The sequence below is a fragment of the Maribacter litopenaei genome (assembly GCF_025244665.1).
GTDB classification, from domain to species: Bacteria; Bacteroidota; Bacteroidia; order Flavobacteriales; family Flavobacteriaceae; genus Maribacter; species Maribacter litopenaei.
In genome coordinates this window covers 3,219,876-3,233,002 of the sequence record NZ_CP104205.1, presented here as the reverse complement: position 1 = coordinate 3,233,002, position 13,127 = coordinate 3,219,876, and the positions used below count along the sequence as shown (strand labels likewise).

Annotated in this window: 10 protein-coding genes and 1 pseudogene; 4 read left to right on the top strand and 7 right to left on the bottom strand. The window is 39.1% G+C overall.

Annotation, left to right across the window (positions count from 1 at the left end; all coding sequences use genetic code 11):
* Positions 1-168: 168 nt before the first annotated feature.
* From NYZ99_RS17495 to NYZ99_RS17460, 7 genes are all read right to left on the bottom strand, one after another.
* The gene (locus NYZ99_RS17495) at positions 169-618 is read right to left on the bottom strand and encodes an ASPIC/UnbV domain-containing protein (RefSeq protein WP_260572496.1); all 450 of its coding nucleotides are present in this window, start codon (positions 616-618) and stop codon (positions 169-171) included.
* A complete protein-coding gene (locus NYZ99_RS17490; protein ID WP_260572495.1) occupies positions 611-1,285 on the bottom strand; it encodes an FG-GAP repeat domain-containing protein in 675 nt (224 codons plus the stop codon). The genes NYZ99_RS17495 and NYZ99_RS17490 overlap by 8 nt, the downstream gene beginning before the upstream one ends.
* A 238-nt stretch (positions 1,286-1,523) precedes the next feature.
* Positions 1,524-1,709, bottom strand: a complete 186-nt coding sequence (locus NYZ99_RS17480; protein ID WP_260572494.1) for a hypothetical protein — start codon at positions 1,707-1,709, stop codon at positions 1,524-1,526.
* A 50-nt stretch (positions 1,710-1,759) separates the two neighbouring features.
* Complete coding sequence (locus tag NYZ99_RS17475; protein ID WP_260572493.1) at positions 1,760-2,179, bottom strand: FG-GAP repeat domain-containing protein; 420 nt, start codon at positions 2,177-2,179, stop codon at positions 1,760-1,762.
* Positions 2,180-2,292: 113 nt separating this feature from the next.
* On the bottom strand, positions 2,293-3,885 hold the full coding sequence (locus NYZ99_RS17470; RefSeq protein ID WP_260572492.1) for a RagB/SusD family nutrient uptake outer membrane protein: 1,593 nt from the start codon (positions 3,883-3,885) through the stop codon (positions 2,293-2,295).
* A gap of 10 nt (positions 3,886-3,895) precedes the next feature.
* Positions 3,896-4,096 (bottom strand): hypothetical protein, encoded by a 201-nt coding sequence (locus tag NYZ99_RS17465; RefSeq protein ID WP_260572491.1) that lies wholly within the window; start codon positions 4,094-4,096, stop codon positions 3,896-3,898.
* A gap of 13 nt (positions 4,097-4,109) precedes the next feature.
* Positions 4,110-6,884, bottom strand: a complete 2,775-nt coding sequence (locus NYZ99_RS17460; RefSeq protein ID WP_260572490.1) for a SusC/RagA family TonB-linked outer membrane protein — start codon at positions 6,882-6,884, stop codon at positions 4,110-4,112.
* Between the two features lie 354 nt (positions 6,885-7,238).
* Here NYZ99_RS17460 and NYZ99_RS17455 point away from each other — a divergent pair, with 354 nt between their 5' ends.
* The 4 genes and pseudogenes from NYZ99_RS17455 (at position 7,239) to NYZ99_RS17440 (ending at position 13,086) form a co-directional block, all read left to right on the top strand.
* Positions 7,239-8,255, top strand: a complete 1,017-nt coding sequence (locus tag NYZ99_RS17455) for a LacI family DNA-binding transcriptional regulator (protein ID WP_260572489.1) — start codon at positions 7,239-7,241, stop codon at positions 8,253-8,255.
* Between the two features lie 14 nt (positions 8,256-8,269).
* Positions 8,270-8,923, top strand: coding sequence for a beta-phosphoglucomutase (gene pgmB, locus NYZ99_RS17450; protein ID WP_260572488.1), 654 nt, complete (start codon positions 8,270-8,272; stop codon positions 8,921-8,923).
* Positions 8,924-9,006: 83 nt separating this feature from the next.
* Positions 9,007-11,274: pseudogene (locus NYZ99_RS17445) on the top strand (glycoside hydrolase family 65 protein).
* 42 nt (positions 11,275-11,316) lie between these two features.
* The gene (locus tag NYZ99_RS17440) at positions 11,317-13,086 is read left to right on the top strand and encodes an alpha-amylase family protein (RefSeq protein ID WP_260572487.1); all 1,770 of its coding nucleotides are present in this window, start codon (positions 11,317-11,319) and stop codon (positions 13,084-13,086) included.
* The last annotated feature ends 41 nt before the right edge of the window (positions 13,087-13,127 follow it).

Genomic DNA, 13,127 nt, shown 5'->3' with positions numbered 1-13,127 from the left:
CCTTGCCACCATGGCAAACATATAAATCAAAATCCCCGTCTCCGTCTCCATCAAAAAATAGGGCGTCTGTATCTTCCGAAATGGCATCATCTATAAAAGGATTATCGTTTTCCCTATAGCCATCCTTTTTCGATATGAAAATTTTTCCGGATTGATTTTTTGCGCCACCTATAAAAAAATCGGTTTGCCGTCCCCATTTATATCCTCAATCGCCAATGCCGGCCCCTCGTTGCTGCTCATATGAGTCAACAGCCTTTCATTGTCAAAATCGATATACCTATTTTCTTTGTGGTCAAAAATAAACAGTGGGTCAATTTTGTTTAGAATGGCTGGATACTTTACCGATTTAAATTGGGATTCGCTAGGTTCAGAATCAGAACTTGGTTGGTTAAAAGTATACTTTTGATTGGTTTTTAAATTGGAATGTTTACTAATGGCATTGTTAGGCCAAGTTATAATCAAGGTGTCAATTTCAAGTAAACTGTCAACTCCAAAATGAATTCCATAAGGTATACTACTTTGAAACCCCCTGGAAACAAAATTCTCACCATACCCCACCACTTTGCCGTTGGATTTTATCAATGCCTTTGCACCAATTGCTTTTACTTGGTTATCCATAAGGTCTATCTCGGATGCTTCGATTTTTTAAGGTATCAGTAGTGTTTTCATAAATGAACGACGGCATATTTACATTGTTCACCACTAGATCAAGGTCCCCATCATTATCCAAATCTCCAAAGGCACTCCCATTACTGAAACTTGGGGTGCCTAAGCCCCAATTTTTCGCGGTATTTTCAAAGTTGAAGTTCCCTTTATTGTGAAATACCGCATTAGGAACAGCCTGGGAAGGCATTGCATCTATAAGCGTAGTAATGACATTTTTTTCTTGTTGTGCTATGCGGTTTCTTATTTTCTCTTCATTTGCGTCATAAGCCAAATAGTCACGATCCAACAAATCTTTGAAAATACCGTTGCTGACAAAAATGTCTTTAAAACCGTCATTGTCCATATCAAAAATGAGTGCACCCCAGCTCCATTCAGTTCCTGATACACTGGCTTGCCTACTTACTTCTAGAAAGGACCCATTACCAAGATTACGCTGAAGCGCATTTCTCGCATACTGATTGAAATAACCTTCCTTTACGGCCAGTTGTTGTTTGTCCCAAGATTCAAACAAGGTTTTTGTTTTTTTTCGTTCTTCTGTGGCAGGTAACATTTCTGTTACTATAAGGTCGGGCAACATATCGTTGTCTAAATCACCCAAATCTGCACCCATGGATCCCATTGAGATGGATTCAAAGTATTTTTCTAAATTCTCCCTAAAGCCACCGCGGGTGTCGTTGATGTAGAGATAGTCTCGTTCAAAGAAATCATTGGAAATGAAAATATCTGTCCAATTATCATTGTTGAAATCACCTAGGGTAATACCAAGTCCAAAGCCTATTTTGCTGGAGAAAATACCGACTTCAGTGGTAACATCCGTAAATTTGCCATTATCGTTTCGTAAAAACTTATTACCGTTTTCATCTCGGAATTTTTCGTAAGTCCTTTTTCAAATCAAAACCACCAATAGAACGTAGTGAGTTGTTTAGAATATAAACATCGAGGTCACCGTCCTTGTCGTAGTCAAAAAAGGCGGAATGAACGGATAGTCCCTGAATGTCCGAGACCATATTCCTTAGAAGATTCGGTAAAGGTAAGGTCGCCATTATTTATAAAAAGTTCGTTGTACCTATTAGGTCCTTCCGGTTTGCCTGCCTTACAGACATAAAGATCCAGTAAGACCATCATTGTTAACATCCGCAAATGTTGCTCCAGTTGACCAAACTTTTGGACATGCTACACCCGCTTTATTTGTTATATCTTCAAATTCCCAATTGCCCTTGTTTAGAAATAGTTTATTATCGACCATGTTGCCAGTAAAATAAACATCCACTAGGCCATCATTATTAATATCACCTAATGCAACACCTCCACCATTATAAAAATTGCGATACAGGTACGGGTTGAACTGTTCATCATAGATCAATTCATTTTCGAAAGAAATACCTATTGAGCTATCTCGTAAAACAAACAATGGACTTGGTTCTTGAAACCCCTTTTTTTTACAACTTGACATAGCTCCATTGAGCAATAGTATGGTGCAAAGCTGTAATGCAAGGGAATAGTGAACCTTCATGCTTGGAAATAGTCGATTTTCGAGCTTTTGTCGCATTGGACAAAGGTATAAATCTTATTAAAAAAGGGCTGCTCTAACGAACAACCCTTTTTAGTATAAAACTTAAAATAAGATTAATAACCAGGATTCTGAGTCAATGTTCCATCAGATGCATTAATTTGAGCAATAGGTATTGGCATTAATGACCTAAAGGTATCTGTGTTTGTTTTCTCCCACCACACATCGTCAAAAGTTCCAAAACGGATTTGATCTGTTCTTCTGCTTGACTCTTGGAACATTTCACGACCTCTTTCTGCTAAAAATCCTGCTGCATCTATTGATGAAAGAGGAGCTACCCCAGCCCTTGATCTTATTGCATTGACATCTGGTAAAGATTGATTCCAATCACCTGCCGCTCTTGCACGAGCTTCACCACGCATCAAATAAACATCGCCTAGTCGTATGATTGGGTAGTCGTTGTTCATATCCTGCCTACCCAATAATTCAAAACTGAATTTCTTCATACGTGCTCCCGACTGTCTGATCGAATTTGGTTCCAATTCATTGATTTCAGGAGTATAAACCACTTGAAGGTCATCATCATCGGAAGCGAAATCAATAAGGGCATTTCCTGAAAAGTCTGTCTGTGCACCTACCAAGAAATTGGCTTCTTTTCTTGCATCACCATCTTCGTAGCTGTTGTAAAATTCTTCCAACACTTGGAAACCGTTCCATGGAGCCGCATCCAAACCATAAGTTAACTGGCTTGGTCCATGCAAGGTCATTTGGCTAAAATTCATTCCACCAAGACCAACGCTATTGTATTCTATAGACCAAATGATTTCAGGATTGTTCTCATTGTTAGGTGCAAAAACGGTTGCGTACCCCACAAGGTTTTCAGGGTCGCTATCCACTTCAGGGCGATTGGCTAGGTTCGGAGAAACACATCCGTCGTCACAAAGAATATAAGGGCTATTATCTATGATATATGTAGCCGCCCAATCAGCCTCCATGTATCTAGGAATACCGGTATATATTTCTGCGTTTAAATATAATTTGGCCAATAAGCCCAAAGCCGCATATTGATTGATTCTGTAATTGTTTATTGTGGTACCTAAAGGGCTTCCACTTAAATCCATCGCAGCTGTGACTGCTGGAATACCTAATGCTGCTAACAATTCACTCTCAACAAAACTAAAAACTTCAGCTCTATCTGCTTGAGGTGGGTCTTCACCTGAAACGGTAACAATTTTCACCCTTCCAAAAGTATCCAACAATCTATAGTAGAAGTATGCACGTAAAGCCCTAGCTTGAGCTGTTTGGTTGGCATCAAGGTTTCCACTCTCAAGGGCGGAGTTTACTTCTCCGATACCACCATAGGCGTCGTTCCAAGTTTCACCAATACGCTCATGGGCGGCATCCCAGGTATGGCGGTGTAGTTGTATCCATATACCACCATCGAACCAGTCACCTCCCTTTTGACCTACGGCTATTGCGTCAGAGGTAACGGTTTGTGTAGCAAACCAACCTGTATTACCAGCTGATCCATTTCTAAGTCTTGAATAGGCACTTAAAAGGGGGCCAGTGCTACCACCGGAACCTCCTGTTGATACACCCTCAATGGAAAACTCCTCTGTTAGGGAATCTTCTAAATCATCGTCTAAATCGGTACAAGAGTAAGCAATCAATGCTATACTTGCCAATGTTATTTTAATAAATCGTTTCATAGTATTTTTTTTAGAAATTAACATTCAATCCAAGTGTTATGGTTGTTGAGGTAAAGTAGGCCTCTCTCCTTTCAATACCAGGTACAAGTGGATTAGGTTGAGCAGACCTTAAATCTCCAAGGTCGCCACCATCTGCCAAATTTGGATCAGGGTTAATACCGTCGTATCCCGTTATGGTAAATAAATTCTGTCCTGCCAAGGAAAGTCGCAATCCCTTGATATAACTATCTCGGATTTAAGTCAAAGTTATATCCTACGGACATGTTATCCAAACGTAGGAAATCAGCTTTTTCTACGTAGTAGTCGCTAAACTGAGCCGTTTTAATTGCTGGATTGGCATTTGCTGTATTTACAAAGTTGTAGGATGCTTGTGACCCAATGACCGGTTCGTAAAAGGCCCTGAAGCTGTTCACTAAACTATGACCTACAACGGCTCTAAAGAAGACATTGGCATCCCAATTGCCAAAAGTAACTTGGTTGGTCCAGCCCAATTCAAAATCTGGAAGACCTGTACCCAATACCCTAAAGTCTGCATCCTCATCTAGAGCACTACCTTGACCGGTCACTAAATTTCCATCACCATTTATATCGCTCAGGATTGGTGTTCCGGAAGCATCAAGTTCCCCGGACCATACTGGCCCCCATATTTGACCTACTTCCTCACCTTCCTTAACACGAATTACAAAAGTGTTATTTTGACCTGGTGCTCCAAGGTTTCCTAATACTTGATCCCCTTGTGGATTTTCCTCCAAAATAGTCTTGTTATGTGTAAAGATAAGACCAGAATTATACTTTAAATTCTCCTGATTGATCAAGTCGTAGTTGATAGATAATTCAACACCGTTAACGCCTAGTGTTCCTGCGTTTTCCCATCGTTGGCTAAATCCATCAAATTCAGAAGATTCAACATTGGCAAGAATAATGAAGTCTTTTATGTCCCTAGTAAAGAAATCCAGGGTTGCTCCTAAACGGTCTGTCGCAAATTCAAAACCAAGGTTGATTTCAGATTTTTCTTCCCATTTCAAGTCAGGGTTAGCTGCACGACCACCATTTTGTGTTGTAGCAGCTCCACTTTGTCCATCAGCGCCATTTTGTACGTTGTAAATCTGTTGCGCCAAACCTACCTGTGGTGGGTTTGCTCCTGTAACACCCCATCCAAGTCGGGCTTTTAAAAGATTAACATTGTTTAGATTCAAATACTTATTTAAATCGGCACCTACTGCAACCGCAGGGAATATACCCCATTGGTTTTCGGATCCGAAACGGCTAGAACCTTCACGGCTTAATGCAGCATTCAGGTAAATGGCATCATCAAACGTAGCGTTTACACGGCCAAACATTCTAATGATACGGTCATCATCCTGTCTTGAGCTACTTGCTACAACTCTTCCGCCTTCCAATAAATCTTGGGCATCCTGAATTCTATTGCTGAAGTCGAAATCCACACCGGCAGGAAAATCTCCAAGTGAGAAGAAATTGAAGTTTTGATCAGTTTCTTGGAAGGAATACCCCCCTGTAACAGTTAAATTAACCAAGTCGCTAACATTACTATTATATGTAGCATAGGTTTCAAATAAAGTAAAGTTACGTTGTCTATTTCCAAAGTTTGCCAGTCCTCTACGTGTTGGACTTAAAGCATTACCTCTCCATAGGTTGGTAGTTGGATAGTACTGATTTCGGTCCTCTTTTACATCTTCTTTCGCATAATTCACATTAATTGAAAGGGCGTCGGAAATCTTATAATCCAAGTTAATATTATAGTTCAATGTTGTACTAGCCAAATCGTTTCTATTCTGTTTAGCAATAGCTACTGGATTGAAACTGTCAAAAAGTCCTAGTGTCTCAAAATAACCACCAAATTGTGCGGAGTTGAATGCGAAAGGGGCATCGTCACCAAAGACTGGTGCAGTAGGATTGTAGCTAGTCGCATAACGTAGTGCTTCATTGAACCCAATTTGCGAATCTCTAGTTGTAAGTGCGGTATTTACTGTTACTTTTAGTCTATCATCAAATAGTCTTCCTGTAAAGTTTGTACGAAAATTAGTTTGTTGAAAACCGGAGTTTACCAAAATACCGTCGGTATCCCTAAAGTTCGCTGCGACACGGTAGGTCATGTTTTCACTACCTCCGGACGCGGATACGTTATGTACTTGTGCCATACCTGTTTGAGTAACTTCATCCCTCCAGTCTGTGTCACTTCCCAAGTCATTTCCACCCGCGGCCAAAAATTCCTCGCGATTCATAATTTCTATTTGATTGGCAATTGTTGAGACACCGAATTGACCATTATAAGTGACTTGTAGCGGTTGACCACTTTTTCCGCTTTTAGTTGTAATTACGATAACCCCGTAAGAGGCACGTGAACCATAAATTGCAGCGGCGGAGCCATCCTTCAATACTGTAATATTCTGAATATCAGCAGGGTCAACGCTATCTAAGGACCCGCCTAATATACCGTCAATTACCACAAGTGGCTCTTGGTTACCACCAACAGTGGATAAACCACGCAAACGTATGGTAGGAGCCTGATTGGGGTTTCCACCGGGGTTGGCAACAGTTAATCCTGCAACTTTACCTTGTAGAAGTTGAGCAGGCTGTTGAACCACCCCTTGGTTAAAGTCTTCCGCATTAACACTGGTAACTGCCGTAGTAATTTCTTTTTTGGCTTGGCTACCATAACCAACAACGATGACCTCTTCCAACGCCTGAGCATCTTCTTCCAAAGTTACGTTAATCGTGCTTTGACCATTTACGGCGATCTCGGTCGATTTGTAACCGATGTAACTTACCACCAGTATGGCATCATTTCCAACCGTAATCGAGAAATTACCATCAAAATCTGTTTGGGTTCCATTAGTGGTGCCTTTTTCAACAACGCTGGCACCCGGTAGGGAATCACTGGCGTCAGAAACGGTACCGGAAACCTCCTGAGCCTGAGCTATACCAAAGGACAAAAAGGCCCCTAGAACAACCAAACTTTTTAGTAGCGTAATCTTCATAAAATGTTAATTTAAGTTGAGTTTAATTAATTTCAATCGTTAAAAATATGTAAAAAAAGCAATAAACAACATTAGAAGCCAAATACAAGGGCAGCGAAAACGGTTTCGTGTTAATAACTTTTAAAATTATAGATTCATAATTCCTCAAGTTCTTAATTTATTCATTTCGCAAAAATAAATACCTAATAATGTGAAATTGCAATTTTGAACAAATATATAAATTTTATTTTTCTTAAAGTTTTGTTATAAAATCATTAAGATAATATAAAAATGGTCCATTCTATATGGGGTAGAATTTTTAAGCTTTTTTTAAGTAAATTCCCCAAATTTAGGGACCAATAAATAAAGGACGATTTGAAAAGAAGAGTAACCTTAAAACATATAGCAAAGGAATTGGACGTCAGCGTTTCTACTGTTTCCAAGGCGTTGAAGAACAGTGAGGAAATAAGTAGGGAGACTAAAGAGAAGATTCAGGCATTCGCAAAACTTTATAATTATAGGCCTAACAATATTGCCCTAAGCCTAAAAAATAAAAAGACCAAAAATATTGGGGTCATCATACCCGATATCGTACATCATTTTTTTACTACGGTTTTTAGGGGAATTGAGCATTATGCCGGTGAGAGAGGCTATAATGTAATGATATGTGTTTCTGATGAGTCCTTTGAAAAGGAAGTATTAAATATGGAGCTTTTGGCTAATGGCAGTATCGACGGAATTATAATGTCACTTTCGGCCGAAACACAAGAAAGGAATGATTTCAATCATCTACAAGAAATAATGGACCAGGGTATTCCCATGGTATTATTTGATAGGGTCTCTGATGAAGTAGCCTGTGATAAGGTAATCCTTAATGATATAGAAATTGCCTTTGAGGCAGTGGAAACAATGATTAATTCCGGAAAAAGAAAGATAGCATTGGTTACAACGGAGAGTTACTTTAATGTAAGTTCCGATAGGGCACAGGGATATGAAAAAGCTTTGATTTCAAACGATTTACAACTTGAGAAGAATTTGGTGCTAACCTTGCCCTATGAGAGTGAGGATGAGATTCCCATTTGGGAATTTTTTGAAAGTAATGAAATTGATGCCGTATTATGTGTCAATGAAATTTTCGCGATTAAATGTATGGATGTGGTTCAAAGACAGGGAAAAAAAGTGCCTGAAGATATTTCCTTTATTGGATTCACTAATGGGATATTGTCTAGATATTCAACGCCAAAGTTGTCAACTGTTGCACAACATGGTGAAAGGATGGGTGAAACCGCAGCAAAATTATTGATAGATCGAATCGAAAACGATTTAGAAGGAAATTATAAAACAGAAGTAATTTCCGCCACCTTAATTCATCGAGATTCCACTATCAATTAGTTATTTTTGCCCCTATGAAAAGAAAGGGTTTTATTTTTGATTTGGATGGGGTTATTGTGGATACCGCCAAATACCATTACTTGGCTTGGAAAAAATTGGCCAATGAATTGGGTTTTGAATTTACTTTGGAACAAAATGAACTTTTCAAAGGCGTTAGTAGGAAGCGCTGCTTGGAGATACTTTTGGAGATAGGTGATATCGATGCGACACAGGAACAGTTCGACCGCTGGATGATTGAAAAGAATGAAGACTATCTAGACTTTATTGATAAAATGGATGCATCAGAGATTTTAGCGGATGTGCCCCGTGTCCTAGAGTTCCTTAAAACAAGGGACCTACCTATCGCTTTGGGATCCGCAAGTAAGAATGCAAAGCCAATATTGGAAAAAGTAGGACTTCTAAGCTATTTTAACAGTATCGTGGATGGCAATAGTGTTACCAAGGCGAAACCCGATCCAGAAGTTTTTTTGATAGCTTCTTCAAATCTTAATGTAGAACCAAAGAATTGCGTCGTTTTTGAAGATGCAATTGCGGGGATTCAAGCCGCCAATATAGCTCAAATGACCAGTATTGGTATTGGGGATTCGGATACATTGGTGGAAGCCGATTATAACTTTAACGATTTTACGGAAATGAGCGATTCCTTTTTAGAGACCCTACTAAAATAGGAATATTTTATAGGTCTAATTTTAAATTTATTACACTCTTATAAATTATGAATCAGGATTATATACTACCTAACGAGTGATCCATTGTAGAAGAGGGTTTCGATGCGGAAAGAGTAAAATCCTCAGAAAGTATCTTCAGTATAGGTAATGGGGCCATGGGACAGCGGGCCAACTTTGAGGAAACATATTCTGGTGACACCTTTCAAGGAAGTTACATTGCTGGAGTCTATTATCCTGATAAAACTCGGGTTGGATGGTGGAAAAATGGATATCCGAGTACTTTGCCAAAGTATTGAACGCTCCTAATTGGATTGGTATTAAGGTATTTGTCAATGAGTTGGAATTGGATTTGGCGACTTGTAAAAAGGTATCTGACTTCAGGCGTGAATTGAACATGAAAGAAGGTTGGTACAATAGAAGTTTTGATGCCATTTTGAAAAATAATGCCGAAGTCCAAGTAAGCATCACTAGATTCTTAAGTTTGGAAATGGATGAGGTGGGTGCCATTTCGTTCAATATTACCTTAAAGAATATGGATGGCGAGATTACCTTTCTCCCATATTTGGATAGTGGTATTACCAATGAAGATAGTAATTGGGATGATAAATTTTGGAATACCACCAACGTGTCCTCAACGGGTAATAGGGCTTTCATAGAAGCCCATACGATGAAAACCAATTTTAAAACCTGCACCTTTATGCAGGCTAGTTTGGAATATAAGGGTACTGATATATCTGCAAATTTGGATGAATCCACGGACAATTTTGTAGCCTTAAAGTTTTCGCAGAAAGTAGAAAAGGGACAGCAACTAATCTTGACAAAATTTGGTGGGTATACCGTATCACGAAATCATGCTGAAGAAAAATTGAGAGTAGCGGCCAATGACGTATTGGACAAGGCTTCCAATCTTGGGTTCGCAAAAATGTTGGAAAAACAAAAGGAATCTTGGGCCAAGATTTGGGAGATGAGCGACATAGGTATTCAGGGTGATATTAAGGCGCAACAGGGAATCCGTTTCAATATTTTTCAGTTAAACCAAACCTATTTAGGTACTGATTCCGGATTGAACATTGACCAAAAGGATTCACTGGGGAAAAATATGGAGGGAGTACCTATTGGGATACGGAAGCTTATTGCATTCCATTTTATATGGCCACAAAAGACGAAATAGTGGCCCGCAAATTATTGAAATATAGGTACAACCATTTGGAAAAGGCCATAGAAAATGCTGAAAAACTTGGATTTACAAATGGTGCGGCCCTATATCCAATGGTAACCATGAATGGGGAGGAGTGCCATAATGAATGGGAAATTACGTTTGAGGAAATCCATAGAAATGGTGCGATAGCTTTCGCTATTTATAATTATTACCGATATACTGGTGATTATAGTTATATCCCGAAATGGGAATGGAAGTACTTATTGGTATTGCCCGTTTTTGGCATCAGCGGGCTAATTTTTCTGAATACCGAAAAAAATATGTCATTTTAGGAGTAACTGGGCCCAATGAGTACGAAAATAATGTGAACAATAATTGGTATACCAATTATTTGGCCCAATGGTGTATCCATTTTGCCTTGGAACAACTGTCCAAAATCAAGGAAGGTTATTCGGAGGACTACGATAGGATTGTTGGAAAGACCAATCTTACACAAACCGAGTGTGAATCATGGAAGAACGTTGCCGATAATATATATTTTCCCTATTCAGATGAATATGGAGTCTATCTTCAACAAGATGGCTTTTTGGATAAGGATTTGGTCAAAGTGGGTGAATTGGATAGGACCCAAAGACCAATCAACCAAAAATGGAGTTGGGACCGCATTCTAAGATCACCTTACATAAAACAGGCAGATATTCTTCAGGGATTTTACTTTTTTGAAGATAGATTTACCTTAGAGGAACTCGAGAAGCATTTTGATTTTTACGAACCTTTTACCGTACATGAATCATCCTTATCCCCCTGTGTGCATAGTATTCAGGCGGCCAAACTGGGAAGGATGGAACAGGCTTACACCTTTTATCTAAGGACTTCTAGATTGGACTTGGACGATTATAATAAGGAAGTGGAAGAAGGTCTGCATATAACATCTATGGCGGGTACCTGGATGAGTATTGTTGAAGGATTTGGTGGAATGCGTGTTGTTAATGATCTATTGTCATTTGAGCCTAGAATCCCTGAGCAATGGGAGGCATATTCGTTTAAGGTCAACTTTAGAAATAGAATAATTAAGGTGAAAGTTGCAACCAAAGGACTAACTTTTGATTTGGATGGGGATAGTGGTATTTCCATTTTGGTTAGGGGTAAGGAATATGAGCTCTTACCCAATACTTCATTAAATGTTAACTAATAGGCAGGCGTTATCATATAAGTTGGAAATAACGAACGGAAAATGAGGGGCAAGGTTGTAATCTATCATGTTTTTACCAGGCTTTTTGGTAATACAAAAACCACGAACAAACCCTGGGGAACCATTGAAGAAAATGGTGTTGGAAAATTTGCGGATTTTGATGACAAAGCCTTATCCGAAATCAAGAATTTAGGGGTGTCCCATATATGGTACACTGGGGTTCCACATCATGCGGTAATCAGGGATTATACGGACTATGGTATTTCTAACGATGACCCAAATGTGGTGAAGGGTCGAGCCGGATCTCCTTATGCAGTTAAGGATTATTATAATGTGAATCCTGATTTGGCCATAGATCCGTCCAATAGATTGGTAGAATACAAGGAACTTATAGAAAGGACCCATAAGCATGGCATGAAGGTTATAATAGATATAGTACCAAACCATGTGGCCAGGGCTTATCATAGTATTACCAATCCTGATGGCGCCACTAGTTTTGGTGCCGATGACGATACAGATAAGGAATATCAAAAAAACAATAATTTCTATTACATCCCAGGATCTAGCTTTAAAGTACCAGACTGGAAGGATGGATATAGGCCATTGGGAGGTGAAAAAAATAAATCCATTGGAACCTTGAAGGAAAAACCCGCTAAATGGACAGGGAATGGATCTCGAAGCCCTAAGCCCGATATGAACGATTGGTACGAAACGATCCGAGTGAATTATGGGATTAAACCTGATGGGGGTTTGGATTTTGATCTTTTGCCTTATGATTTTGGTGAAAAGGACTATAAGGAACACTTTAGGTTCTCGCAGCATAGGGATGTGCCCGATTCTTGGATAAAATTTAGGGATATTGCCCTTTATTGGTTGGATTTTGGTGTGGATGGGTTTCGATATGACATGGCCGAAATGATCCCTGTTGAATTCCGGAGTTTTATGAACTCCTATATAAAGATGAGAAATGAAGATGCCTTTTTAATGGCCGAAGTCTATAATCCTGATTTATACAGAACTTTTATCCATAAAGGGAAAATGGACTATTTGTATGACAAGGTTGATTTTTATGATGGGCTTAAACATATTATGAAAGGTTATGGATGGTCCGATCACATTCCCGTGGTACAAAATAACCTCAAAGATATTGAACATCACATGTTACACTTTTTGGAGAACCATGATGAACAACGCATCGCAAGTCCTGAGTTTGTCGGAAGGGCAGAGATTGCCAAGCCGGCCATGGTGGTTTCCGCTACAATAAGTAGTTCTCCATTGATGATATATTTTGGTCAGGAAGTAGGTGAGCCAGCAGCGGAAAATCCGGGTTTTGGAAGCTCGTCCGGAACCTCGATCTTTGATTACGTTGGGGTACCGCATCACCAACGTTGGGTAAACAACAAAAAATTTGATGGGGGTCAATTAAGCGAACAGGAAAGTGACTTACGTGATTTTTACAAAAGACTATTGAATTTTACCCTGGAAAGCGAGGCCTTGATGGGAGAATATCGAGAAATTCATTTTTACAACAAGGAGCTTACCCAAAATTATAATCATAGGGTGCTTTCATTCGTAAGATGCACCGAAAATCAAAAACTGATTATTGTCGTAAATTTCGAAGAACATAAATCATTTACTTTTGACTTAAAACTTCCAACTGATTTGATTGAACTTTGGGCGCTGGAGGATGGTCATTACATTCTAAAGGAAATGCTCTATGGCCAAAAAAGTAAATTGAGCATAATTAATAAGGGCGGTCATATTGATGTGCGTCTTGAACCACTGGAATCATTTATTTTTGAAATACAATAGGCAATGAATAAACTTATATTAATCTTAATTAGCGTTTTAAC

Excerpts from the sequence above, each read along its gene's own strand:
- NYZ99_RS17480 (WP_260572494.1), bottom strand. The coding sequence starts at position 1,709 with ATGGCGACCTTACCTTTACCGAATCTTCTAAGGAATATGGTCTCGGAC.
- NYZ99_RS17490 (WP_260572495.1), bottom strand. The coding sequence starts at position 1,285 with ATGGGATCCATGGGTGCAGATTTGGGTGATTTAGACAACGATATGTTG.
- NYZ99_RS17470 (WP_260572492.1), bottom strand. The coding sequence starts at position 3,885 with ATGAAACGATTTATTAAAATAACATTGGCAAGTATAGCATTGATTGCT.
- pgmB (WP_260572488.1), top strand. The coding sequence starts at position 8,270 with ATGAAAAGAAAGGGTTTTATTTTTGATTTGGATGGGGTTATTGTGGAT.
- NYZ99_RS17495 (WP_260572496.1), bottom strand. The coding sequence starts at position 618 with ATGGATAACCAAGTAAAAGCAATTGGTGCAAAGGCATTGATAAAATCC.
- NYZ99_RS17475 (WP_260572493.1), bottom strand. The coding sequence starts at position 2,179 with ATGAAGGTTCACTATTCCCTTGCATTACAGCTTTGCACCATACTATTG.
- NYZ99_RS17460 (WP_260572490.1), bottom strand. The coding sequence starts at position 6,884 with ATGAAGATTACGCTACTAAAAAGTTTGGTTGTTCTAGGGGCCTTTTTG.
- NYZ99_RS17440 (WP_260572487.1), top strand. The coding sequence starts at position 11,317 with ATGAGGGGCAAGGTTGTAATCTATCATGTTTTTACCAGGCTTTTTGGT.